Source organism: Ancylobacter moscoviensis (genome assembly GCF_007559435.1).
Taxonomy (GTDB): domain Bacteria; phylum Pseudomonadota; class Alphaproteobacteria; order Rhizobiales; family Xanthobacteraceae; genus Ancylobacter; species Ancylobacter moscoviensis.
Genome location: NZ_VMBP01000007.1, coordinates 219836 through 244256, shown reverse-complemented (window position 1 = coordinate 244256; position 24421 = coordinate 219836). Strand labels below are relative to the sequence as shown.

Genomic DNA, 24421 nt, shown 5'->3' with positions numbered 1-24421 from the left:
AAATGACTTTACCCTGCACAGCTGGCGCTTGGAATCGAACAAATCACCCCTTAATTCGATTTTAGATAGGTTTTTTCAACTTCTGCCCATTATCAGAATCCCGACGTCACCGGGATTGGACGAGACAGGAAAGTCGATGCGCAAAGCATGGATCGCCGTTCTGTGGGCTATCGCGTCCCTGGTCGTGGTGTTCTTGATCACACTGCCGATCAGCCTGCAGGCTCATCTTATCGCCGGTTGCATCGTGGTCGTCGCGATGATCCTGCTCAAGATGTTCGGCCCGCCCGTCGGCCCGCTGCGCACCGTCGCCCTGGCGCTCGGCACCGCCATCGTGCTGCGCTACGTCTACTGGCGCACCACCAGCACCATTCCGCCGATAACGCAGATCGAAGATTTCATACCGGGTTTCCTGCTGTATCTCGCCGAGATGTACAGCGTCTTCATGCTGTTCCTCAGCCTGTTCGTCGTCTCCGCGCCGATGCCGGAGCGCAGCGCCCCGCCGATTCCGGCCGATCAGGTTCCCTCCGTCGACGTCTTCATCCCGACCTATAACGAAGACCCGCACCTGCTCGCCTCGACCATCTCGGCGGCGCTGAGCATGGATTACCCCGCGGACAAGTTCACCGTCTGGCTGCTCGACGACGGCGGCACCGACCAGAAATGCGAGCAGGACGACCACGTCCAGGCCGCGGCTGCCGTGAAACGCCGGGCCGAACTCCAGGAACTCTGCGCCGGCCTCGGCGCCCGCTACCTCACCCGTGCGAAGAACGAACACGCCAAGGCCGGCAACCTGAACAACGGCCTCCAGCATTCGCAGGCGGAGCTGGTCGCGGTGTTCGACGCCGACCACGCGCCGACGCGCGACTTCCTCACCAATACGGTCGGCTATTTCCTCCAGGACGAGAACCTGTTCCTGGTGCAGACGCCGCACTTCTTCATCAATCCCGATCCGCTGGAACGCAACCTCGGCACCTTCGACACGATGCCGTCCGAGAACGAGATGTTCTACGGCATCATCCAGCGCGGGCTCGACAAGTGGGACGCCGCCTTCTTCTGCGGCTCGGCCGCGGTGCTGAGCCGGCGCGCGCTCAACGAGACCAACGGCTTCAGCGGCGTCACCATCACCGAGGACTGCGAGACCGCGCTCGAGCTGCATTCGCGCGGCTGGCACTCGATCTATGTCGAGAAACCAATGATCGCCGGCCTGCAGCCGGAGAGCTACGCCAGCTTCATCGGCCAGCGCTCGCGCTGGGCGCAGGGCATGATGCAGATCCTGCGCTTCCACTTCCCGCCCGGCAAGCGCGGCCTCACCCTCGCCCAGCGGCTCAGCTACTGCTCCAGCACGCTGTTCTGGCTGTTTCCCTATTCGCGGCTGATGTTCCTCATCTCGCCGCTGTTCTACCTGTTCTTCTCGCTGGAGATCTTCAACGCCTCCGGTGCCGAGTTCCTCGCCTACACCACCACCTACATGCTGGTGAACCTGCTGATGCAGAACTACCTCTACGGCCGCTACCGCTGGCCGTGGATCTCGGAACTCTACGAATACATACAGGCGATCTACCTGTTCCCGGCACTGATCGCCGTGCTCGCCAACCCGCGCAAGCCCACCTTCAAGGTGACGGCCAAGCACGAGACCATGGAGGAGGGCCATGTGTCGGAAATCGGCCGGCCCTTCTTCATCATCTTCGCCGTGCTGATCGTCGGCGCGTTGCTGACGATCTGGCGCCTGCTCACCGAGCCGTTCAACCAGGACGTCATCATCGTCGTCGGCGGCTGGAACCTGCTCAACCTGCTGCTGGCGGGCTGTGCGCTCGGCGTCGTCTCGGAGCGGCGCAACCGCCGCCGCTCGCATCGCGTGAACCTCGCGCGGCGCGGTGAACTGGTGCTCAACGGCACCGCCTATCCCGCGATCATCGAGGACGGCTCGCTGGGCGGCGCGCGGGTGCGCCCCGCCGCCAATGTAACGCTGCCCGATCTCGAGCGCGGAACCGTCGGCCTGCTGCGCTTCCGCCCGCTGGCGCCGAACATCTCGGTCGACAGCCTGCCGGTCGGCATCCGCAATGTGGAACGCAACGACGACGACGTGCTGATCGGCTGCCAGTTCCAGCCCGACCAGCCTCTCCATTACCGGCTGATCGCCGACCTGATCTTCGCCAACTCCGACGAGTGGAAGAAATTCCAGGATTCGCGCCGCAACAATCCGGGCGTCCTCATGGGAACGATCCGCTTCGTGCGCACCGCGATCTTCCAGACCGGCCGCGGCCTCTCCTACCTGATCCACCTGCAGAAACTCTGGCGCGAGCGGCGCCGTCGCCCGGTCCTCGCGCCGGCCAAACGTGGATGACGACGATGCGCACGCTCTCCCGCCTCGCCGCCGCCGGCCTCGCGCTGGCCCTCGCGCAGGGCCCGTTCGCCAGTTCCGCCCTGTCGCCGGCCTTCGCCCAGACCTCCGCCGGTCAGGGCACCGGCTTCTCGATGACGCCGCCGATCCCCTCCTATGGCGGGTCGGAGAACGCACCCGCTCCGGCGAACCCGCCGGCCGCCTCCGTGCCGATGACGCCGCCGGCGGCGAGCGGTTCGGCCGGGGGCAGCGCGCCCGTCGTGACCGCGCCGGCGCTGCCGCCGCTGTCGCCCGCCCCGGCTCCCTCGTCGTCGTCTTCGTGGGACACCGCGCCGCCCGCCACGACCGCGCAGGCGCCCGCGGCTCCCGTCGAGGAGCCCGCCCTGACGACGCCGGGCGTCCCCGCCGCGCCGGCTCCCGCCCCCTCCAGCGCGCCTTCCGCCGCGCCCTTCCAGATGGTGCCCGGCCAGCCCGCCCCGGTCGTAAATCTCGTCCCGGCCGCAGAAGCCACCCCGGCCGCGCCCCGCCGGCCGGACCGCTTCATCGTCCCGCAGCGGCGGATGATCTTCGCCGGCGAGATCGCCTCGCGCGCCTGGGTGTTCCAGGCGACGCAGGAGGAAGCGAACCGCCAGGCCAGCTTCCTGCTGAGCTATCTCAGCGCCGTCGTGGTGATGCCGGAAACCTCGCGCATCCGCGTCAGCATCAACGGCCAGTCGGTGATCGAGCGTCCCATCGCCTCCTCGCAGGAGCCTTCGCATTTCGAGGTGCCGATCCCGCGTGGAACGCTGCGCGCCGGCGCCAATCTCGTGCGCATCGACGTCGTGCAGCGCCACCGCACCGATTGCGCGGTCACCGCGACCTACGAGCTGTGGACCGAGATCAACAACGAAGGCACCGGCATCTCCTTCACCGGCGGCCGTCCGCCGCTCTCCGGCGGCCTCGACAACCTCGCCTCCATCGGCTTCGACCAGAACGGCGTGACGCCGATCCGCGTCGTGACTCCCGGCCCCATCGAGGGCGGCGGCAGCGCCCGCGTGCTACGCGTGGTGCAGGGGCTGGCGGTGCGCGGGCAGTTCCCCAACCCGTCGGTCTCGGTGGCGGAAGGCCAGATCGGCCCGACGCCCAATGGCGGGCTCACCGTCGTCGTCGGCACCGCTTCCGAACTGCCCCGGCTCATGGCCTCGATGCCGAACGAGGCGCGGCTGCGCCCGATCACCAGCCTGATCGAGGACGAGCGCCTCGGGGCGCCGACGCTGGTAATCTCCGGTCCCACGCCGACAGATGTCGACCGTGCCATCGACCGGCTGAACGCGATCTCCATCGCGCAGACCGACGCGGTCAACACCGCGCCCTATTTCGCCCCGAACGCGCCGCTGTTCAGCAGCGCGCGTAGCGTGCGGCTCGCCGATCTCGGCGTCGCCACGCAGGAATTCTCCGGCCGACGCTTCCGCGTGGAGTTCCAGATCGCCCTGCCGGCGGACTTCTACGCCCAGGCTTATGGCCATGCCCGCCTGTCGCTCGATGCCGCCTTCACCGCGGCGGTCCGTCCCGGCAGCCATGTCGACGTCTATGTGAACGAGCAGATCGCCTCCAACCTGCCGATCACCAAGAGCGGCGGCGGCCTGTTCCAGAACGAGCCGATGCAGATCCCGCTGCGCAACTTCCGCCCCGGTGTGAACCGCGTCTGGCTGGAGATCGTGCTCGACACCGAGTCCGACGCGCGCTGCCTGCCCGGCGCCACGCTGCCGGCCGAAAACCGCTTCGTGCTGTTCGATTCCACCGAGTTCTCGATCGGCAACTTCGCCCGCATCGGGCGGCTGCCGGATCTGGCGGCGTTCTCCGCCAATTCCTTCCCCTACAATCTCGACGACAACCCGCTCGCCGTCGTGCTGGCGCGCCAGGATTCCTCCACGCTCTCGGCGGCCGGCACGCTGATGTCGCGCCTCGCGCTCTCCAACGGCGCGCCGCTGCCGATCGACGCCGCGCCCGCCTCGGCGACGCTCGGCAACCGCAACGCGATCTTCGTGGGCGGCATCGACCACGTCTCGTCCAGCGTGCTCGATCAGGTGGGCGTGGCGGAATCGGCCCGCTCCAACTGGGTCGTCTCGGCCAGCGGCGACGACGTCCCCAATTCCGGCAGCGAGGAATACGACAACGTCCTCGAACGCTTCCGCAAGCGCCAGGCCGGCGAAGACCCGGCGCTCGCGCCCGTGCCGCCGTCGAGCGAGAACACGCCGGAAATCTACCAGCGCTGGCGCGACAACGTGCAGGGCCGCACGAATGTCTACGGCCTGCTGGAAGGCTTCGAAGGCTGGCTGGAACGCACCTTCTCGATCAACTTCACCTCCTTCCGCATCCAGGAGGGGCGTACCTTCTACGAGCCGCCGCCGCGCACCTCGGTGCTGATGGCGCAGGGCACGAGCCCCTCCGGTTCCTCCGCCTGGACACTGGTGGCCGGCCGTACGCCGGAAGCCCTCGCCACCGCGATGACCCGCTTCACCTCCGAGAGCGTGTGGAACCGCGTCGGCGGCCAGGCGGTCGCCTATCAGGTGGCCTCGGGCGAGATCGACCGGCGCGACATCCGCAGCTTCCGGTTCATTCTCACCCAGCCGCTGTCCTTCGCCAATTTCCGCATGATCGCGGCCAACTGGCTGTCGATCAACATCGTGCCCTACGCGCTGATGCTGATCATCGCCGGCACCATCCTTGGCATCGCCACCGCCCTGCTGCTTCGCCGGCTGGGGCGGCCCACATGATCGGAAGGTGGCTCGCCGGCCTCGCCCTGCTTGCCTGCGGAGCGCTTTCCATGGCCTCCCCCACCACCGCCCAGACCGCCACGCCGATCCCGATGGAGGCGTGGAACGGCTATATGGCGCGCTTCGTCGACGAGAGCGGACGGGTCGTCGACAGCGCCAATGGCGGCATCAGCCATAGCGAAGGTCAGGGCTATGGCATGCTGCTGGCGTATTTAGCAGGTGACAGAAGCAACTTCGAACGCATATGGAGTTTTACGCGTACCGAGTTGCTGATTCGCGATGACGGACTTGCAGCATGGCGCTGGGATCCCAATTCTACACCTCGTGTCACCGACGTAAATGCGGCGAGCGACGGGGATTTGTTGATCGCCTATGCCCTCGCAAGGGCAGGGTCGGCGTGGAACCAGCAAGCCTATATCGATTCCGCGAAGAAGATCGCGCGCGCCGTCGGACAGAAACTCATCGTAAAGGACGGCTCTCGGCTCCTGCTGCTTCCGGGGATTTCCGGCTTCTCGGCCAGCGAGCGCAAGGACGGGCCGATACTGAATCTGTCCTACTGGATATTCGAGACGTTCCCGGTCATGACGCGCCTTGCGCCGGAATACGACTGGGCGGGCGTGGCCAATACGGGGCTGGAACTCCTGAGCATCGCGCAGCTCGGCCCGGCTCGACTGCCGCCCGACTGGATTTCAGCCCCCGCGGGCAAGCCGGTTACCGTGGCGGAGGGCTTTCCGCCGGTCTTTGGTTACAATTCATTAAGGATATCTCTTTACCTTTTGAGAGCAGGGATCGAGAACACGGCATTACAGGAACCCTTCCGGCGGAACTGGCTGATCGACAATGGGGGCACCCCGGCGATCGTCGACATCCCGACCGGACGCGCGCTTACGCAGCTTACCGACCCGGGCTATCGCATGCTCGGCGCGGTCCTCGCGTGCGCCCTGAACGCCACCCCGATCCCCGCCGATCTACGACGGTTTGAGCCGACGCTCTACTATCCGTCGACGTTGTATTTGTTGGGCTGGGCGCTGATCGCGGAGCGATATCCGAAATGTCTTTGAAGAGAGCCATTCTGTTGCTCATGCTCGGGGGAGCCGTCGTTCCCGCGATTGGTCAACAGATAGAGCTCCCCGGCAGCGGCCGCAAAACCGATGCCGGCAATACCGCCCGCGCCAAGGTCGACGAGACCGCTCTCCGCTATTTCGCCTCGCAGGGCGACACCCGCCGCCTGGAAGCCGAGATCGCGCGCCTGCGCGCGCTGTACCCGGACTGGTCGCCGCCCGACGACCTGTTCGGCCCGCAGACCGACGTCGAACTCCAGCGCATGTGGAAGCTGTATGCCGAAGGCAAGTACAGCGACGTGCGCAGCGCCATCGCCACCCGCCAGTCCGCCGACCCGTCCTGGCAGCCGCCGGCCGACCTGCTCGCCCGGCTCAATGAATCGGAAAGCCGCCGGCGGCTGATCAACGCCTCCGACGCCGAGCAGTGGAACACCGTGCTGCGTCTCGCCACCGAGACGCCGGGCCTGTTGACCTGCCCGAACATCGACATTCTCTGGCGCGTCGCCGAGGCCTTCACCAAGACCGACCAGCCGCCGCGGGCGATCGACGCCTACACCTACATCCTGAACAACTGCAACGATGCGGCCGAGCGGCTGGCGACGGTGCAGAAGGCGATGCCGCTGCTGTCCGACGAGCAAATCCAGAGCCTGCTCAAGCTCGAGCGCAAGGACGCCGCCGGCAATCCCGAATTCGCCGCGCTGCGCGACGACCTCATTCGCCGCCGCATGGGGCATGCCGCCGAGAACCCCGAGTACACGGTGCCCGCCGACGACATCAAGCGGATGGAGGAGCTGGCGCGCAAGGGCACGACGCCCGGCGACCCGCTGCTGCTCGGCTGGTACCTGTTCCGCCACGACGAGGCGACCCGCGCGCTCGAATGGTTCAAGCTGGCGCTCGACCGCAAGGGCGGCGCCAAGTCGGCCGAAGGCTATGTGCTGGCGCTGAACTTCCTCGGCCGCTCGCTCGAGGCCGAGCCGATCGCCTTCGAGTGGCGCGACGCCGCGCCGGAGAACAACAAGGCCTATCTCGACGTCGTCATCGCGCTGCTCACCGCCGATCCGCCGCCGGTGCTCGACGAGATCGTGCTCACGCGCTTCAGCCCCGTGGTGATGCGCGACAAATACGTGCCGGGTGCCCAGGGCCTCGGCTGGTACGCCTACAACACCGGGCAGATCGTCACCGCCCAGTCCTGGTTCGAGACCGCCCTCAACTGGGATCCGAACGACGAGCCCTCCGCCTACGGCCTCTCGCTCACCTTCTGGCGTCTCGGCGACGTCGCGCGCCTCAACGCCATGGTACAGAGCTGGGGTCAGCGCTCCGAGCGCATCGTCGCGCTGGTCGATCCGGTCGTCCGCGCCCGTCTGGAAGCGCGCAACGCCCAGACGCAGACGCTCGGCGGGCTGCGCCTCGATCCGCTCGTCGCCGCCGCCAACCGCCTGACTCCGCCGCCCACGCGGCAGCCCCCGCCGGTCGGCGTGCCGACCCTCGGCCCGCAGAGCGCGCGTGGCTATGTGCGCGGCGCGCAGTATGCGCCGGTACCGACCGCCGGCCAGGTGGCCCAGTTCCAGCCGATCCCGCAGCCGGGCAATGCGGCCGCGCCGCTGGCCTATCAGGGCGCCCCCTATCAGAGCGGCATCCAGTTCCCCGCCCTGCCGGCAGCGCCGGCGCAATCGGTGGCGCAGGCTTCCTACGCGGCCCAGCCCTCCTATCCCGCCGCCGACTACGTGCCGCCGACGCCGCGCCGCCGTCCCGTCTCGCGCTCGGTCGCCCGCACCGGCAGCACCGAGGTGGGCGCGACCGCCGCCTCCGGCGGTGCCGGCGCCGTTGCCCGTGGCTGGAGGCTGCTCGATCTCGACCGGCCGATGGAAGCGGTCCGGGCATTCGACGAGGGTCTCGCCCGCGGCACCGGCCGCGTCGCCGAGGACGCCGCCTACGGCAAGTCGCTCGCCTATCTGCGCCTCGGCATGACCAACCGCGCCCAGGCCGCCGCGCTCGAGGCGCCGCAGAATCCGCGCCGCTCCGTTCAGCTCAGCGGCGACCTCCTCGCCCAGCGCGCGCTCGCCGCCTACAAGGACGAGCGCTACGTGGAAGCTATCATCGCACTCGACGAACGCTCCCGCATCGCCCCCGAACAGCAGGATCTGATGGTGCTGCGCGCCTGGTCCTACTACAAGATCCGCGACCTGCGCTCGGCCGAGCGCATCTTCCGGGCGCTGGCAGCGCAGGGCAATGCCGAGGGCCATAACGGCATCTCCGCCATCGACGCGGTGACCAAGAAGTACCGGACCTGATGATCACCGGCGGCGGGACTCGCGCCGAATCCCGCCGCTGGACAGCTACCGGCCGATCCGTTCCACGAGGAAATCGACGAAGGCACGGATGCGGGCGGCGAGGTAATCGTGCCCGACGAAGACCGCGTGCACCTGCTCGATATCCCGCCCGTTGAACGCATCCAGCACCGGCACCAGTGTCCCCGCCTCGATATCCGGCTGGGCATGGAAGCGCCCGATGCGGGCAAGGCCCAGCCCGTCCAGCGCGAGGCGACGCAGCATGGCGCCGCTGTTCCCCTCGAGATTACCTGTGACCGGCAGTGCGTAGCTTTCCCCCGACACCGGATCGCGGAACGGCCATTCGTCCAGGCTGCGGCGGAAATTGAAGCGCAGGCAGTTGTGCTGCGCGAGGTCCGCCGGCGTCGCCGGCATGCCGTGACATTCGAGGTAGGCGGGAGAGGCGATGATCACCCGGTCGCTCTCCATCACCTTGCGTGCCTTGAGGCTGGAATCGCGCATCGGCCCAGAGCGCAGGCCGATATCCGCCCGCTCCGCCACGAGGTCGATCACCTCGTCGCTCAGCGAAAGGTCGAGCTGTACCTCCGGATAGCGGGCGAGGAATTCCGGGATCAGCGGCACGAGGCAGCGCTCGCCGAAGCCGACGGAGGCGCTCACCCGCAACCGGCCGCGCGGCACGGCGGCGGCGCCGGCGGCGATGAAGCGCTCCGCCTCGTCGATCTCGCCGAGGATGCGGCGCGCCCGCGCCACATAGGCCTCGCCCTCGCTGGTCAGGACGATGGCGCGGGTCGAGCGGTTGAGCAGGCGCACGCCGAGCCGCTCCTCCAGCCGCGACACCAGCTTGCTCACCGCCGAGGGCGACAGGCCGAGCCGGCGCCCTGCGGCGGAGAAGCTGCCGCGCTCCACCGCCTCGACCAGCACCTGCATCTCGCCCGCGCGATTGTCCAAGGTCGACCTTATCTGTGATTTCAGTTCACAGGTATTGATCCATCATAGTGGCTTATCGCGCAAGCCGGCGCCGCGCATATTCGCCGCAACACCCGTCATCGCTTGCTGCGTCGCGCCCAAGGCGCGGGCGCGCGGAGATTTGTCATGTCGCTCACCAGAATGCCCCTCGCGCTGTTCGCGCTCACCATCGCGGCCTATGCGATCGGCACCACCGAATTCGTCATCGTCGGCCTGCTGCCCACCGTCGCTGCCGACCTGTCCATCAACCTGCCGCTCGCCGGCCTGATCGTCAGCGTCTACGCGCTCGGCGTCACCTTCGGCGCGCCCATCCTGACCGCTCTGACCGGCCGGATGGAGCGCAAGCCGCTCCTGCTCGGCCTGATGGCGCTGTTCGTCATCGGCAACACCGCCGCCGCGCTGAGCCCGAGCTACGAATTGCTGCTGGTCGCGCGCGTGCTGTCCGCCTTCGCCCATGGCGTGTTCTTCTCGGTCGGGTCGACCATCGCCGCCGACCTCGTGCCAGCCGACCGGCGCGCCTCGGCCATCGCCATGATGTTCATGGGCCTGACGGTCGCCATCGTCACCGGCGTGCCGATGGGCACCTTTATCGGCCAGACCTTCGGCTGGCGCGCCACCTTCTGGGCGGTCGCCGCGCTGGGCGTCGTCGCTTTCATCGGCATCGCCGCGCTGTTGCCCGCCAATCTCAGCCGCGCCGAGCCCGCCCGCCTCGTCGACCAACTGCGCGTCCTGGGCTCCGGCCGGCTGCTCATCGTCTACGGCATGACCGCGCTCGGCTATGGCGGCACCTTCGTCGCCTTCACCTATCTCGCCTCGATCCTGGAGCACATCACCGGCTTCGCCGCCTCCAGCGTCAGCCTGATCCTGGTGCTGTACGGCGCCGCCATCGCGGTGGGCAACATCGTCGGCGGACGGATCGCCGACCGCGACCCGGTGAAGGCGCTCACCTTCCTCTTCGTCGCGCAGGCGGCGGTACTGGCGCTGTTCAGCTTCACCGCGCTCTCGCCCTGGCTCGCCCTGCCGACGCTCGCCGCGCTGGGCTTCCTGTCCTTCGCCAACGTGCCGGGCCTGCAGATCTATGTCGTCGAGCTGGCGAAGAAGGCGCGTCCCGGCGCGGTGGACGTCGCCTCGGCGCTCAACATCGCCGCCTTCAATCTCGGCATCGCCATCGGCGCCTGGGTCGGCGGCCTTGTCGTCGCCTCCCCGCTCGGGCTCGGCGCGACGCCCTGGGTCGGCGCCATCCTGGTTGTCGCCGCGCTGGGACTGACTATGTGGAGCGGCATGCTGGATCGGCGCACGACGCCCGAGCTGAGCCCCGCCTGAGCCCAAATCGGCCCGCCACCCATGGAGACCCCGATGAAATTCGTCACCGCCAATGGCGCCACCATTCCCGCGCTCGGCTACGGTACCTTCCGCCTGCCCGGCCCCGACACGCTACGCATGGTGCCGCATGCGCTCAAGCTTGGTTTCCGCCACATCGACACCGCGCAGATCTACGGCAACGAGGCCGAGGTCGGCGAGGGTATCGAGCGCTCGGGCGTCCGCCGCGCCGACATCTTCCTCACCACCAAGGTGTGGGTCGACAAATACGGCCATGACGCGCTGGTCGCCTCGGTCGACGAGAGCCTGCGGAAGCTACGGACCGACTATGTGGACCTGCTGCTTCTGCACTGGCCCGCAGGGCATCCCCTCCCCGAGCCCGTCGCGGCGCTCAACGAGGTGGTCCGCGCCGGCAAGGTGCGTCACATAGGCGTCTCGAACTTCAACACCGCGCAGATTGCCGAGGCGATCGCACTCAGCGACGCCCCGCTCGTCACCAACCAGGTCGAATACCACCCCTATATCGACCAGAGCGTGGTGATAAAGGCGGCCCGTGCCGCCGGTCTTTCCATCACCGCCTATTACGCCATGGCGGACGGCAAGGTGTTCGACGAGCCGGTGCTGAAGGAGATCGCCGCGGCGAAAGGCAAGAGCGTCGCTCAGGTGGTACTGCGCTGGGTGATCCAGCAGGACGGGCTCGTCGCCCTCTCCAAGACCGCGACCGAGACCCGCGCAGCCGAGAACTTCGCCATCTTCGACTTCGAGCTGTCGGCCGGCGAGATGGCGGCGATCCACGCCCTCGCCCGCCCGGACGGGCGGATCGTCAGCCCGGAAGGCCTCGCGCCGGTCTGGGACGCCGCCTGAGCCTTCCGCCGCGACCAGACCCGGAGCGCCGCGACCAACCGGCGCTCCGGGTTATTTCTTATTCCCATCAGCTATATTTTCGTGTTCATAGACAAGGGGATCGGGGCGGAGAGCGACAGGAGAAGCTGCGTTGCGGGTTACGAAGGCGAAGGTCGCCGAGCATCGCCGTTCCATTCTTTCCTCGGCCTCCCGGCTATTCCGCGAACGCGGCTTCAAGGATGTCGGCGTTGCCGAGATCATGCAGGCCAGCGGCCTCACCCACGGCGCCTTCTACGGCCATTTTCGCTCCAAGGCGGACCTCGCCGACGAGGCCTGCCGCGAGGCCTGCGCAGAGGGGCTGGAGCGCTGGCTGAAATCGGCCAGTCTCCGCGACATCCTCGACCGCTACCTGACCCCCGCCCATCGCGACAACCCGGCCAATGGCTGCGCCCTCTCCGCCTTCGGCGCCGAGGTCGCACGCCAGTCGCCCGATCTCCAGAAGAGCTATGCCGAAGGGCTGAACGACTTCGTCGAGGCGATCGAGCGCCACATGGATGCCGAGACGCCCGAGGCCCGGCGCCGGCAGGCGATGGCGGTGCTCACCAGCATGATCGGCGCGCTCACCATGGCCCGCGGCGTGGTGGCGGGCGATCCCGAACTCTCCGCGGAGATCCTCGAAAGCGCGCGCCGCGAACTGCGCGAGTGCTTCGGCATCTGAGGCAAACGCCGTATTGCGCCTTTCGTCCGGGACTGGACACATGCACCCTGTGACGTTGCAGGACGGAGGTGCATGCGGCTCATGGCGAGTGGTTCTTCGGCGGTCCGGCCCTGGCGCATCGGCGTCCTGTTTTCCGCCACCGGCGTGACGGCGGCGGTCGAAACCTCCCAGCTCGGCGGCACGCTGCTCGCCATCGACGAGATCAACGAAGCCGGCGGCGTGCTCGGCCGTCCGGTGGAGGCGGTTGTCTACGATCCCGCCTCGGAGCCGCGGGCCTATCGCCGGCTTGCCGAAAGGCTGCTCACCGAGGACGGCGTGCGCCTCATCTTCGGCGGCTACATGTCCTCCACCCGCAAGGCGATGCTGCCGGTGGTAGAGGCCCACCGTGGGCTGCTGTTCTACCCCACCCTCTATGAGGGCTTCGAATATTCCCGCCACTGCGTCTACACCGGCGCCGCGCCGAACCAGAATTCGATCCAGCTCGCCAATTACCTGCTGAGCACCTGCGGCAACCGCTTCTTCATGATCGGTTCCGACTACGTCTACCCCTACGAGTCGAACCGCATCATGACCGACTTCGTCGTCCAGTCGCGCGGTACCGTGCTGGACGAGATCTACGTGCCGCTCGGCGCGGGGCCGGCGGAATTCGACCGCGTCATGGCGAAGGTGCAGCGGGCGGCGCCGGACGTCATCTTCTCCACCGTGGTCGGGGCGGATACCGCGACACTGTACGAGGCCCACCACGCCGCCGGGCTCGATGCCGCCACGCTGCCGATCGCCAGCCTCACCACCGGCGAGGCCGAGGTGGCGGCAATGCCGGCCGAGGTGGCCGCCGGCCACATCACCGCTGCCCCTTTCTTCGAGACCCTCGACACGCCCGCCGCGCGCCGCTTCGTCGCCGCCTTCAAGCGGCGCAACGGGGTGCACATGCCCGTCACCGCCGCCGCCGAGGCGGCCTATTTCCAGGTGCACCTCGCCATGCGCGCCCTCGCCGCCGCCGGTACCGATGCCCCGGAGCCGCTGCTCGCCCAGCTTGGCGAGAGCGCCTTCGACGCCCCGCAGGGCCGGGTGCGCATCGACGGCACGAACAACCACACCTATCTGCGCCCGCGCATCGCCCGGCTGGATGCGAGAGGACGCTTCCGGGTGGTGTGGGACGCCGGCGCGCCGGTGAAGCCGGACCCCTATTGCGTGGCCCAGAACCTGAGCGACTGGCCGGCCGACGGCCGCCAGATCGCGCTCTCCTGACGGTGGAGGGCATCATGGCGATCCAGATCCTCAAGGACCTGCGCGGCCTCCGGGTGCACGTCATCCACCCGCCGGACGAGGAGCGGCCGAGCCTCGTCGAGCATCTGCGGCGCATCGGCTCCACGGTGGAGATCGTCTGGCCGGTGCCGGACGAATGGCCCGCCGCCGACGTGGTGCTGCTCGCCATCGAGCAGGACGCGCGCGCCGAGACGGTGAGGCTGCTGAAGACCGACCCGCATTCCCGCCCGACGCTCATCGCGGTGGTCGGCTATGAGAACCCCTCGACGCTCCAGCTCGTGCTGGAATCGGGCGCGGTCGCCGTGGTGGAGCGGCCGATCCGGCCCTTCGGCCTGCTCACCAACCTCACCATCGCCCGCAGCCTGTGGCTGGAACGCGAAGAGACGAAGAAGCGCATCTCCCGGCTGGAGCACAAGCTTTCCGGCATCCAGAAGATCCAGCGGGCCAAGTCGATCCTGATGGAGAATCTCGGCCTCACCGAGGAGGACGCCTATCAGAGCCTGCGCCGGCAGGCGATGTCGAAGCGCGTGGCGATGGAGGACATGGCGCTCTCCATCATCCACGCCACGGAGATCCTACAGGTTTCCCCCAAGACCCGAGACGCCCGCGCGGGTGAAACGCCCCCCGGCTCTTGAACTGCGGGGGTGATGATGGTTAGATATCTTCCATGGACGTTTTTCGGGCAATCGAGCTCGAAATGGCGTCTCCCGCCCGGCCACCAACGTTGTTGGCCGTGCAAGGCAATGTAGCCCGGAAGGCTCGCGAGAGCCTGTCGGGCTTTTTTTGTGCCTGAATTCCGGCGGGACAACGCGGTTCCGCCCGTCCCGGAATGCCCGCGGCCGGCTCTCCTTTCCGCGGCTCCTTCCCCCGATCCCACAAGAACGCAATGGCCCGGCCGCTTGCGATGAGCGCCCGCGCGCCTTTCCGAGGAGAACCCACCCATGTTGCACGGCGACGTTTCCAGCAGCAAAGACACCGTCGGCGTAGCGGTCGTGAACTACAAGATGCCGCGGCTCCACACCAAGGCCGAAGTGCTCGAGAACGCGAAGAAGATTGCCGACATGATCGTCGGCATGAAGACCGGCTTGCCGGGCATGGATCTCGTCATCTTCCCGGAATACTCGACCCACGGAATCATGTACGATTCCAAGGAGATGTACGAGACCGCCTCCACCGTGCCCGGCGACGAGACGGAGATCTTCGCCGAGGCCTGCCGCAAGGCGAAGGTGTGGGGCGTGTTCTCGCTCACCGGCGAGCGCCACGAGGAGCACCCGCACAAGGCGCCCTACAACACGCTCATCCTGATGAACGACAAGGGCGAGATCGTCCAGAAGTACCGCAAGATCATGCCCTGGGTGCCGATCGAGGGCTGGTATCCCGGCAACTGCACCTATGTCTCGGAAGGCCCCAAGGGACTGAAGGTCTCGCTCATCATCTGCGATGACGGCAACTATCCCGAGATCTGGCGGGACTGCGCGATGCGCGGCGCCGAGCTGATCGTGCGCTGCCAGGGCTACATGTATCCGGCCAAGGACCAGCAGGTGGTCATGGCCAAGGCCATGGCATGGGCGAACAACTGCTATGTCGCGGTGGCGAACGCCGCCGGCTTCGACGGCGTCTATTCCTATTTCGGCCATTCGGCCATCGTCGGCTTCGACGGCCGCACGCTCGGCGAATGCGGCGAGGAGGAATACGGCATCCAGTACGCCCAGCTCTCCGTGTCGCTGATCCGCGACGCGCGCAAGAACATGCAGTCGCAGAACCATCTCTTCAAGCTGGTGCATCGCGGCTACACCGGCATGATCAATTCCGGCGACGGCGACAAGGGCGAGGCCGCCTGCCCCTACGACTTCTACAAGCGCTGGATCGCCGATCCGGAAGGCACGCGCGAGATGGTGGAATCCTTCACCCGCACCACCGTCGGCACCGAGGAATGTCCCATCGAGGGCATCCCCAATCCCGAGAACACGCATCGATAGGCGTCGGATCCCGCCTCCTGCAATCTCATGGCCGGGCGTGTCCCGGCCATTCCTGTCTTCGCGCTCACCGCCGCGCCAGGCGGAAATAAAGCTCCGACAGCCGCATCGGCAGGTCCTCGAGCCGGCGCACCGGCATGGCGTTGGTCTTCCCGAAGATGGCCGGCCCGGAGCCGACCTCACCCGGATCGAGCGTGACCCCGAACGTGTCGATGCCCTGCGAGCGCAGCTGCAGCACGACCCGCCGCGCGTCCTGAACCAGATCCTGTGCGGCCACATCGATGTCGGAGGGCTCGCCATCGGTGAGCACAAGGATCAGCTTGCGAAAGCTGCGCACGCGCGACATCTCTGCTCCGGCATGGCGCAGCGCCGCCCCGAGCCGGGTCGACAGACCCGAGGTCAGTCCCGCGAGGCGCGACATGGCCGGGGCGCCGTAAGGCTCGTCGAAGCCTTTCACGCACGTCACCCGCACATCGTCGCGTCCCGCCGAGGCGAAGGCGAGCAGCGCGAAGTCGTCGCCGAGCCCTTCGAGCGCCTCGCCCAGCATCGCCACGGCGAGCTTTTCGACGTCGAGCACGTTGGAACCGTCCGTCAGCTTCTCGCGCGTCGATTGCGACACGTCGACCAGCACCAGCACGGCGAGATCGCGCTGCAGCAGCGCGGTGGAGCGGAACACCCGCATATCCGGCATCTCGCCGGCATGCCGGGCGATGGCGGCCTCGATGGCGGCGTCGATGTCGAGGTCGTGGCCTTCCGCCTGCCGCTTCAGCCGGGCCGCACGGCCGACCTTCGCCGCCCTGACCAACCGGGCGATGCGCGCGCGCACCGGTGCGGCGCGGTCCAGCGCGCGTTGCAGCGGGCGGGTATCCCCCTCGACCGGCAGGGCCGCCCGCACGCTCGTCCAGTCCGGTCGCTCGACACCCGCGCCCGCGTCCCATTCCGGGTAGGTGGCGATCACGACGCCCTTCTCGCCCGCGGCCTTCGGCCGGACGCGGCCGGCGGGCTCCGGCGTCGGCTCCTCGTCCGCCGTGCCGTCCTCGGTCTCATGCCGCTCGATGCGGGCGGCATCGACCATCATCTTGATCTCGGCCACCACATCCGGATCGATGTCGCCGAAGTCCCAAAGCCCCAGCCCGTCGTCGCGATAGGCGGGCTCTACCACATGGCCCCGCCCGTCGAAGCGGATGCGCCGCTGGCCGACATCATTGGCAAGCCTCGTGCCGACATCGAGGCTGATCAAGGGATCCTCGATCCGTTCCAGCGATGCGGCGAACAGCGCCTGCGCCTTGCCGACCAACGCATCCGGATCGCTGTAGGAGGGATCGAACAGCCCGCGCGCCACCCGCGCCAGCAGCGCGCCCGTCGTCGGCCCGTCCTCCGGCGAGGCGACGTGATAGGGCACCCAGAGCCGGCGCAGGCCGGGATAGAGCCGCATCGCCAGAAGTTCGATCCGCGCATCCTCGACAAGGTTGGCCAGCACCATCTGCACCGGCTTGAACTTGCGGATCGGAAAGCGCGGATTGCCGAAGAAGAGATGCGCGCCGGCATGGGCGGCAGCGGCGAGATAGAGCCGGCGCGAGGCCTCCCCCGCAACGCCGGGAAAGACATCCGGCAGGCGGATCGCCGGCCCGGCGATATTGGCGCGGCCCGGCGTGTCCGGGCCGGCGGGCGGCAGCGGCTGAAGGTTCGGCGTCGCGCCCCACAAGGCGGTCAGCACCATTTTTAGACCGGCCTCCAGTTCGTCGAAGCCCGGTCCGGCGCCGATGCGGGCAAGGAGGCCGAGCGCCAGCCGGTCCTCCAGCGCGAAGAAGGCGTGCTGGCGCGCGCGGTCGCGGCCGGCGGCCTTCAGCCCGGCCTCGATGAAGCCCTCGAAATCGGCCGCATGGCCGGGCAGCACCAGCCGGTGCGCCTGCCCGGCGACCCGTTCCACGCAGTCCGGCGCGGCACGGCCGAGGGCGGTCAGCGCGCGCCACCAGATAGCCCGCTCGCCCGCACCGGCGAGACGCGGCTCTATCTGCGTGAAAGCGGCCAGTGCGGCGACGGTGGCGCTCGATCCGGCCTCCCGGCACAGAGCCGCGGCTCCAAGGGCGGTCTCGCCGAGTTCCGCCGGCGTCAGGCGCGGCGACAGCTCGACGCTGGCGCGCCAGAAGGCGAGCAGACCGCCGGCACCCGCGTTGACGTCGACCAGCGCCAGCACGCCCTTCGCCCACGGTTCCAGTTCCGCCTCGCCATGGTATGCGGCAACGCGGCGGCGGGCATCGGCGAAGACGGCGGCCAGCGCCTCGCGCGCGGCCATCAGCCGGACAAGGCGCGTGATCGCGGGCGTGGCGACGCCCGGCGTGTCGAGGTCGACGAGGTCGCTCATGCGAAGCAGGCGGAAATGGCGGAGCCGAGCGCCTGCCGCACATCGGCGTCGTCGGTGATCGGCAGCACGATCCCCGCATGCACCGCCGCCTCCAGCGGCACCCCGCCCGCCGCGAGCCGGCCGGCATGGATCAGCATGCGGGTGGAGGCGCCCTCGTCGAGCCCCTGCCCCTTCAGGTTGCGCGAGCAGGCGGCGATGGCGACCAGCGTGCGCGCGAGGGCGGGATCGGTGCCGGCCTCGCGCATCACGATCTCGGCCTCGAGTGCCGGCGCGGGATAGTCGAAATCGATGGCGACGAAGCGCTGTTTGGTCGACTCCTTGAGGTCCTTCACCGCGCTCTGGTAGCCGGGGTTGTAGGAGATGACGAGCTGGAAGTCGGGATGCGCCGGTATCAGTTCGTTGCGCTTCTCCAGCGGCAGCATACGCCGTGCATCGGTGAGCGGATGGATGACGACGGTGGTGTCCTGCCGCGCCTCGACGATCTCGTCGAGATAGCAGATGGCGCCGTGGCGCACCGCCAGCGTCAGCGGCCCGTCATGCCAGACGGTGCCCTCGGGGGTCAGCAGGAAACGGCCGGAGAGGTCGGCCGCGGTCATGTCCTCATGGGCGGCGACGGTGATCAGCGGCCGGCCGAGCCGCCACGCCATGTATTCGACGAAGCGCGTCTTGCCGCAGCCGGTGGGGCCCTTGAGCATGACCGGCAGACGATGCTTCCACGCCGCCTCGAAGACGGAGATCTCGTCGCCGACCGGCCGGTAATAGGGCTCGGCGTCGATGCGGTAGGCGGCAAGATCAGGGGCGACGAGCATCGGGGTCTCCGCGATGGTGCAGGACCATCCCTCCCCGTCGGGCAGGAAAGGACGGCCCGAGAGAGGGCTGTCGGCAATCCCTGCCGCATCGCCGACAACGGCTTTGTTGCCCGGCAGCGTCATTAGAAATCCATTCGCCGCGCCGCACAAGAGGATGTTTGCGGAGCGCACCGATGGACGCGATGCGCTAGCATGCACCGGCGTCACGGACGGAGCGCCCGCCATGAAGAAGCTCTCCCTCGACAAGGTCTACCAGCTCATCGAGCCCGGCCCGGTCGTCCTGCTCACCACCGCCGAGAACGACCGGCCCAACGTGATGACGATGTCATGGCACATGATGGTGGAGTTCAGCCCTCCGCTGATCGCCTGCATCATCAGCCAGGGCGATTTCAGCTTCCGCGCGCTGGAGAAGACCCGCGAATGCGTCATCGCCCTTCCCGCCGTCGAGATCGCGGAGAAGGTCGTCGCGATCGGCAACTGCTCGGGCCGCGACGAGGACAAGTTCGGCCGGATCGGCCTCACCCCGCTGCCGGCAGGCACCGTCTCGGCCCCGCTGGTGAAGGAATGCTTCGCCAATCTCGAATGCCGGGTGGTCGACACCGCACTGGTCGAAAAGTTCAATCTCTTCGTGCTGGAGGTGGTGGCGGCGTGGTTCGATCCGGCGCAGAAGAATCCGCGCACCATCCATCATCACGGCTACGGTCACTTCGTCGTCGACGGCGAGGAATTGCGGATCGCGTCGAGAATGCCGTGATCCGGTCCTACTGTGCGGCCTGCAGCGCCTTGCGGAAGCGTAGCCCCGCCAGCAGAAAGAAGGCAGCGCCGATGCCGAGCAGTGCCAGCAGCTTCGGCCAGATCACCGAGAGCCCGGCGCCGCGATAGAGCACAGCCTGCGACAAGGCTACGAAATGCGTCGAGGGCGAGAGCTGCATCACGTTCTGCAGCCAGACCGGCATGCTCTCCATCGGCGTGGTCGCCCCCGAGAGCAGGTTCATGACGATCAGCGCCGGCATGACGATGAGGCCGAACTGCGCCATGGAGGTCGACACCGTCGCGACGAGGATGCCCAGTGCCGTGACCGAGAACTGGTAGACCACCATCGACGCGACGAAGAGCGGGACCGAGCCCTGCACCGGCACGCCGAGCAGCCGCTCCACCACCACCAGCAGCGAGAGCGTCGCCGCCACCACGATGACAAGGCCGTTGGCCCATATCTTCGCCAGCATGATCTCGGTCGGCGTCACCGGCATCACCAGCAGGTGCTCGATGGTGCCATGCTCGCGCTCGCGGATCAGCGCCGCGCCTGCGAGGATCACCGCCAGCATGGTGACGTTGTTGATGAGCTGCATCACCGAGGTGAACCATGCCGAGTTCAGGTTCGGATTGAACATCGCGTGGATCACCACGTTGACCGGCTGCGTGGTCGCCGCGCCGGGCACCGCGGCCAGCACCTCCTGGATCAGGATGTTCTGGATGTAGGAGGCGCCGTTGCCCGCCTGCGACATGGCGGTAGCGTCGATGTCGAGCTGGATGGTGGGCTGGCGGCCGGCGATGACGTCGTGCTCGAATTTCGGCGGAAAGCTCACCACGAAGACGAAGCGACCCGAATCCATCGCCGCGTCGACCTCGTCGGCGCCGATGAGCACCGGCTCCTTGAAGAAGGGCTTCAGCAGGGCGTCGCGCAGCCGCTTCGACAGCGCCGTCTGGTCCTCGTCCACCACCGCGACGGCGGCGTTCTCCACCTCGAACTTGGCCCCCGAGGCGACCGTGTAGATCGCCACGGTAAAGGTATAGAGGATCAGCCCTGCCAGAACCGGGTCGGCCCTGAGGCTGTACAGCTCCTTGATGCCGAGCCGGAAGATGCGGGCGAGACGTGCGAACATCGTCAGGCGCTCCGCTTGCGCAGCGCCACCATCGCCGCGCCGATGAAGCCGAGCGCGAAGAGGAAGATCACCACGATGTTGAACCAGAGCGAAGCGAAGCCGAGGCCCTTGGTGAAGACGCCCACGCTCACCGGCTGATACCATGCCGCCGGGAACGAAAGCCCGATCAGGCGCGCCCCGCCCGAGAGCGAGGACACCGGCACCAGCAGGCCGGAGAAATTCACCGCCGGAATGATGGAGATGATGGCGGTGGCGAAGATCGCCGCCACCTGACTGCGCACGAAGCTCGACACGAACAGGCCGAAGCCGGTGGTCGCCAGCACATAGGCGAGCGAGCCGAGCGCCAGCGTCGGCAGCGAGCCCTTCACCGGTACGTCGAAGATGATGCGCGCCACCAGCACCAGCGTGATGAAGCTGGTGAAGGCGATCGCGACATAGGGCAACTGCTTGCCCAGCAGGAATTCGACGCGCGTCACCGGCGTGGACTGGAAATTGGTGATGGAGCCGGTCTCCTTCTCCTTCACCACGCCGAGCGCCGTCATGATCGCCGGAATCAGCACGAGCATCAGCACGATGACGCTCGGCACCATGGCGTTCACGCTCTTGAACGCCTGATTGTAGCGGTAGCGTGGCTCGATCGTGATGGGATAGGGCTCGGTCTCCTTGCCGGTGGTGCGCAGTTGCGCGTCGGCGAGATAGCCCAGCGCGATGCCCTGGACATAGCCGCGCGTCGTCTCGGCGCGGAACGGCATGGCGCCGTCGACGAACACGCCCACTTCCGGCTGGCGCTCGCGCAGCAGGTCGCGGCCGAAATCGGTGGGAACCTCGATGGCGAGCTTGAGCTCGCCATCCTTCAGCCGCTGGTCGAGTTCGTCGGGCGAGGCGATCGAGGGGCGCGTCTCGAAGTAGCGCGATCCCTCGAAGCTCTCCAGCAACTGGCGGCTCTGCGCGCTCTGGTCCTGGTCGAAGACCGCGTAGGGCAGGTCCTCGACATCGAAGGATATGCCGAAGCCGAAAGCGAACATCAGCAGGATCGGGCCGATCAGCGCGAAGGCGAGCCGCGCGCGGTCGCGCAGGATCTCCAGCGCCTCGCGCCACGCATAGGCCCAGAGCCGGCCGACGTCGAAGCGGCGCACATGTGCCGGCGCCGCCGGCCGCTCCCGGAGGTCGGCCTCGCCGTCTTCCCGGCCCATGCCCGCCTCCTCCAGCACGGCGATGAACACCTCCTCGAGCGTATCCATCCCGCGTTCGCGCTTGAGCTCCTCCGGCGTGCCGATGGCGAGCACCTTGCCGGCATGCATGAGCGAGATGCGATCGCAACGCTCCGCTTCGTTCATGAAGTGGGTGGAGAGGAAGATCGTCACCCCGTCCTGGCGCGACAATTCGATCAGCGTGCGCCAGAAGCCGTCGCGCGCCACCGGGTCGACGCCGGAGGTCGGCTCGTCAAGGATGAGGATTTCCGGACGGTGGATCACCGCAACCGCGAGTTGGAGGCGCTGGCGAATCCCCAGCGGCAGGCTCTCGGGCCGGACGTCGACGACATCGGCGAGATCGAAGCGTTCCAGCATCTCGGCCACGCGGCCCTCGACGTCGGCGATCTCGAACAGCCGCGCATGCAGCACAAGGTTCTGCCGCACGGTCAGCTCGGCGTAGAGCGAGAATGCCTGCGACATGTAGCCGACGCGCTTGCGGGTCGCCATGTCGCCGCCGGCGAGCTTCGCGCCGAACAGCCTGGCCTCGCCCTCGCTCGCCGGCAGCAGGCCGGTGAGCATTTTCATGGTCGTCGACTTGCCTGAGCCGTTGGAGCCCAGGAAGCCGAAGATCTCGCCCTTCTCGATGCGGAAGTTCACTTGGTCCACGGCGACGAAATCGCCGAAGCGGCGGGTGAGCCCGGTGGCCTCGATAGCAGGCGCACCGTCATGAACGACACGCGGAAGGTCGGGCATCGGCGCGGCATCCCCGCGCTCGGCCTCGGGCAGAAGCGCCACAAAGGCCCGCTCCAGCGTCGTCTCGCCCGCCTGGCGGCGTATGTCGTCCGGGCTGCCTATGGCGAGAACCTTGCCCGCGTTCATCGCCGCCAGCCAGTCGAAGCGCTCGGCCTCCTCCATGTAGGCAGTGGCGACGACGACGCTCATGCCGGGACGCCGGGCGCGCAGGCGCTCCATCAGCTCCCAGAACTGGCGCCGCGACAGCGGATCGACGCCGGTGGTCGGCTCGTCGAGGATGACGAGATCGGGATCGTGGATCAGCGCGGCGCAGATGCCGAGCTTCTGCTTCATGCCGCCCGACAACTTGCCCGCGGCGCGGTCGGCGAACGGTGCGAGGCCCGTGGCAGCGAGAAGCTCGGCGATCCGCTCGCGCCGCTCGACGGCGCCCTGCCCGAACAGGCGACCGAAGAAATCGAGATTCTCCGCGATGCTCAGCGTCGGATAGAGATTGCGCCCAAGCCCCTGCGGCATGTAGGCGATACGTCCACCGACCTGCCGCCGCCAGGCCGCCTGCGCCATGTCTCCGCCCAGCACCCGCACGTTGCCCTGCTGCAGGCGGGTGACGCCCGCCGCGAGCGAGAGCAGCGTCGACTTGCCCACCCCGTCCGGCCCGATCAGCCCCGCCATGCAGCCCGCAGGAACGGCAAGGTCCACGCCATCGAGCGCGCGCGTCTTCCCGTAGCGATGCACGACGCCGGAAAGGGCGATGGCGGGCTCGCTCATTGCGGCAGCTTCACCGCGAGCGTATCCGGCCAGGAAGTAGCGGAATCGGTACGCACATAGGCGACGCCGCGCACGCCGGTCTTCACCCGGTTCTCGTACTGGCGAAGCAACTGCGGGGCGATGCGCAGCTTCACGCGGAACATCAGCTTCTCGCGCTCATCGGCGGTCTCCACCGACTTCGGCGTGAACTGCGCGCCCGCCGCGACGAAACTTACCGTCGCCGGGACCACATAATCGGGCGCCGGGTCGAGCACGATGCGCGCCTCGTCCCCGAGCGCGAGGCGGCCGGCGACGCGCGCCGGCACGAAGACGGTCATGTAGACATCGGAGAGGTCGAGCAGCGTCACGATCGGCGCACCGGCCGCCACTACCTCGCCGGACTGCACCAGCTTGTACTCGACCCGCCCGCGGCGAGGTGCCTTGAGAGTGGAATCGTCGATCTGCGACCGGATGCGCGCCACCTCGGCCCGCGCCGCGTCGGCGGCGGCATCCGCCTCATCCAGCGAGGCCTGCGCCGCCTTGAGCGCGGCCAGCGCGACGTTGAGCTCGCTCTGGCGGATGTCGAGCGACTGGATCGTACCAAAGCCGCGCTCCTTGAGGGTGGAGGCGCGCTCGTATTCCTGCTCGGCGAGGGTGCGCTGGCTCTCGCGCTGGGCAATGGAAGCCTCGGCCTCGGCGATGGACTTCTCGGCCCGACGCACCTGCGCCTCGCCTCCGGCGAGCTGGGCCTCCAGCTCGGCGGTGTCCATCCGCGCCACCACCTCGCCGGCATCGACGGTCTGGCCTTCCTCGACCAGGACCTGCGCGACGCGGCCGGCGAGCTTGGCGGAAACCAGCACCTGCTCGGCCTCGATCCGCCCATTGGTGGAGAACAGCCCCGCCGGCAGGCCCCGGCCGGTCAGCTTGCCGATCAGTTCCTGCAGCCGCGCGCCGAGGCCTGCGATCGACTTCCCGCTGTCCTGCGCCGCGGCGGGTGCGACGACGCATGCGCACAGCATCGCTGCCGAAAGAAGACGGACCGCCCCCCGTCGCTGCCCAACCATCATAACTCCGTAGAATTGGATTGATACGACCGACAACATGGCGCGCGCGGCCGTCTTCGCCAAGGTGGTCGCGAA

The 24421-nt window shown here is 68.0% G+C and carries 17 protein-coding genes; 11 read left to right on the top strand and 6 right to left on the bottom strand.

Going from position 1 to position 24421, the window contains the following annotated elements; genetic code table 11:
- Positions 1-136 precede the first annotated feature (136 nt).
- Genes bcsA through FO470_RS19215 form a run of 4 tightly spaced genes read left to right on the top strand, consistent with a single transcriptional unit; the run spans position 137 to position 8449 of the window.
- A complete protein-coding gene (bcsA, locus tag FO470_RS19230; RefSeq protein WP_144344608.1) occupies positions 137-2344 on the top strand; it encodes a UDP-forming cellulose synthase catalytic subunit in 2208 nt (735 codons plus the stop codon).
- A gap of 5 nt (positions 2345-2349) precedes the next feature.
- The gene (locus tag FO470_RS19225) at positions 2350-5097 is read left to right on the top strand and encodes a cellulose biosynthesis cyclic di-GMP-binding regulatory protein BcsB (RefSeq protein ID WP_144344607.1); all 2748 of its coding nucleotides are present in this window, start codon (positions 2350-2352) and stop codon (positions 5095-5097) included.
- 50 nt (positions 5098-5147) lie between these two features.
- On the top strand, positions 5148-6158 hold the full coding sequence (locus FO470_RS19220) for a family 8 glycosyl hydrolase (RefSeq protein WP_246659642.1): 1011 nt from the start codon (positions 5148-5150) through the stop codon (positions 6156-6158).
- Positions 6149-8449, top strand: a complete 2301-nt coding sequence (locus FO470_RS19215; RefSeq protein WP_144344605.1) for a hypothetical protein — start codon at positions 6149-6151, stop codon at positions 8447-8449. The genes FO470_RS19220 and FO470_RS19215 overlap by 10 nt, the downstream gene beginning before the upstream one ends.
- A 45-nt stretch (positions 8450-8494) precedes the next feature.
- Here the strand turns inward: FO470_RS19215 and FO470_RS19210 are convergent, their stop codons facing one another.
- Complete coding sequence (locus FO470_RS19210; RefSeq protein ID WP_144344604.1) at positions 8495-9394, bottom strand: LysR family transcriptional regulator; 900 nt, start codon at positions 9392-9394, stop codon at positions 8495-8497.
- Between the two features lie 159 nt (positions 9395-9553).
- Here FO470_RS19210 and FO470_RS19205 point away from each other — a divergent pair, with 159 nt between their 5' ends.
- From FO470_RS19205 to FO470_RS19180, 6 genes are all read left to right on the top strand, one after another.
- Entirely contained in the window at positions 9554-10735 is a 1182-nt protein-coding gene (locus FO470_RS19205) for an MFS transporter (protein WP_144344628.1), read from the top strand.
- A 33-nt stretch (positions 10736-10768) separates the two neighbouring features.
- Positions 10769-11596: an aldo/keto reductase gene (locus FO470_RS19200; RefSeq protein ID WP_144344603.1), complete on the top strand. Its 828-nt coding sequence runs from the start codon at positions 10769-10771 to the stop codon at positions 11594-11596.
- 130 nt (positions 11597-11726) lie between these two features.
- On the top strand, positions 11727-12293 hold the full coding sequence (locus FO470_RS19195) for a TetR/AcrR family transcriptional regulator (protein WP_144344602.1): 567 nt from the start codon (positions 11727-11729) through the stop codon (positions 12291-12293).
- A gap of 81 nt (positions 12294-12374) precedes the next feature.
- Positions 12375-13541, top strand: coding sequence for a transporter substrate-binding domain-containing protein (locus FO470_RS19190; protein WP_144344601.1), 1167 nt, complete (start codon positions 12375-12377; stop codon positions 13539-13541).
- 14 nt (positions 13542-13555) lie between these two features.
- On the top strand, positions 13556-14194 hold the full coding sequence (locus FO470_RS19185; RefSeq protein WP_144344600.1) for an ANTAR domain-containing response regulator: 639 nt from the start codon (positions 13556-13558) through the stop codon (positions 14192-14194).
- A 306-nt stretch (positions 14195-14500) separates the two neighbouring features.
- On the top strand, positions 14501-15538 hold the full coding sequence (locus FO470_RS19180) for an aliphatic amidase (protein ID WP_144344599.1): 1038 nt from the start codon (positions 14501-14503) through the stop codon (positions 15536-15538).
- Between the two features lie 64 nt (positions 15539-15602).
- On the opposite strand, the gene FO470_RS19175 is transcribed toward FO470_RS19180, so the two are convergent.
- Both FO470_RS19175 and FO470_RS19170 read right to left on the bottom strand, forming a co-directional pair.
- Positions 15603-17900, bottom strand: a complete 2298-nt coding sequence (locus FO470_RS19175; protein ID WP_144344598.1) for a nitric oxide reductase activation protein NorD — start codon at positions 17898-17900, stop codon at positions 15603-15605.
- Positions 17897-18709 carry a CbbQ/NirQ/NorQ/GpvN family protein gene (locus tag FO470_RS19170; RefSeq protein WP_144344597.1) on the bottom strand — a complete coding sequence of 271 codons (813 nt, stop codon included), beginning with the start codon at positions 18707-18709 and terminating at the stop codon, positions 17897-17899. Before FO470_RS19170 ends, FO470_RS19175 begins: the two co-directional genes overlap by 4 nt.
- A 223-nt stretch (positions 18710-18932) precedes the next feature.
- Here FO470_RS19170 and FO470_RS19165 point away from each other — a divergent pair, with 223 nt between their 5' ends.
- On the top strand, positions 18933-19463 hold the full coding sequence (locus FO470_RS19165; RefSeq protein WP_144344596.1) for a flavin reductase family protein: 531 nt from the start codon (positions 18933-18935) through the stop codon (positions 19461-19463).
- Positions 19464-19470: 7 nt separating this feature from the next.
- On the opposite strand, the gene FO470_RS19160 is transcribed toward FO470_RS19165, so the two are convergent.
- Genes FO470_RS19160 through FO470_RS19150 form a run of 3 tightly spaced genes read right to left on the bottom strand, consistent with a single transcriptional unit; the run spans position 19471 to position 24301 of the window.
- Positions 19471-20592 carry an ABC transporter permease gene (locus FO470_RS19160; RefSeq protein WP_144344595.1) on the bottom strand — a complete coding sequence of 374 codons (1122 nt, stop codon included), beginning with the start codon at positions 20590-20592 and terminating at the stop codon, positions 19471-19473.
- A gap of 2 nt (positions 20593-20594) precedes the next feature.
- On the bottom strand, positions 20595-23303 hold the full coding sequence (gene rbbA, locus FO470_RS19155) for a ribosome-associated ATPase/putative transporter RbbA (RefSeq protein ID WP_144344594.1): 2709 nt from the start codon (positions 23301-23303) through the stop codon (positions 20595-20597).
- Positions 23300-24301: an HlyD family secretion protein gene (locus tag FO470_RS19150; RefSeq protein ID WP_144344593.1), complete on the bottom strand. Its 1002-nt coding sequence runs from the start codon at positions 24299-24301 to the stop codon at positions 23300-23302. Before FO470_RS19150 ends, rbbA begins: the two co-directional genes overlap by 4 nt.
- Positions 24302-24421: the final 120 nt, after the last annotated feature.

Bases quoted from the DNA above. Each gene is read 5' to 3' on its own strand.
- FO470_RS19200 (WP_144344603.1), top strand. From the start codon at position 10,769: ATGAAATTCGTCACCGCCAATGGCGCCACCATTCCCGCGCTCGGCTAC.
- FO470_RS19165 (WP_144344596.1), top strand. From the start codon at position 18,933: ATGAAGAAGCTCTCCCTCGACAAGGTCTACCAGCTCATCGAGCCCGGC.
- FO470_RS19215 (WP_144344605.1), top strand. From the start codon at position 6,149: ATGTCTTTGAAGAGAGCCATTCTGTTGCTCATGCTCGGGGGAGCCGTC.
- FO470_RS19170 (WP_144344597.1), bottom strand. From the start codon at position 18,709: ATGCTCGTCGCCCCTGATCTTGCCGCCTACCGCATCGACGCCGAGCCC.
- FO470_RS19205 (WP_144344628.1), top strand. From the start codon at position 9,554: ATGCCCCTCGCGCTGTTCGCGCTCACCATCGCGGCCTATGCGATCGGC.
- FO470_RS19220 (WP_246659642.1), top strand. From the start codon at position 5,148: ATGGCCTCCCCCACCACCGCCCAGACCGCCACGCCGATCCCGATGGAG.
- rbbA (WP_144344594.1), bottom strand. From the start codon at position 23,303: ATGAGCGAGCCCGCCATCGCCCTTTCCGGCGTCGTGCATCGCTACGGG.
- FO470_RS19175 (WP_144344598.1), bottom strand. From the start codon at position 17,900: ATGAGCGACCTCGTCGACCTCGACACGCCGGGCGTCGCCACGCCCGCG.
- FO470_RS19185 (WP_144344600.1), top strand. From the start codon at position 13,556: ATGGCGATCCAGATCCTCAAGGACCTGCGCGGCCTCCGGGTGCACGTC.
- FO470_RS19160 (WP_144344595.1), bottom strand. From the start codon at position 20,592: ATGTTCGCACGTCTCGCCCGCATCTTCCGGCTCGGCATCAAGGAGCTG.
- FO470_RS19150 (WP_144344593.1), bottom strand. From the start codon at position 24,301: ATGCTGTGCGCATGCGTCGTCGCACCCGCCGCGGCGCAGGACAGCGGG.
- FO470_RS19190 (WP_144344601.1), top strand. From the start codon at position 12,375: ATGGCGAGTGGTTCTTCGGCGGTCCGGCCCTGGCGCATCGGCGTCCTG.
- FO470_RS19225 (WP_144344607.1), top strand. From the start codon at position 2,350: ATGCGCACGCTCTCCCGCCTCGCCGCCGCCGGCCTCGCGCTGGCCCTC.
- FO470_RS19180 (WP_144344599.1), top strand. From the start codon at position 14,501: ATGTTGCACGGCGACGTTTCCAGCAGCAAAGACACCGTCGGCGTAGCG.
- bcsA (WP_144344608.1), top strand. From the start codon at position 137: ATGCGCAAAGCATGGATCGCCGTTCTGTGGGCTATCGCGTCCCTGGTC.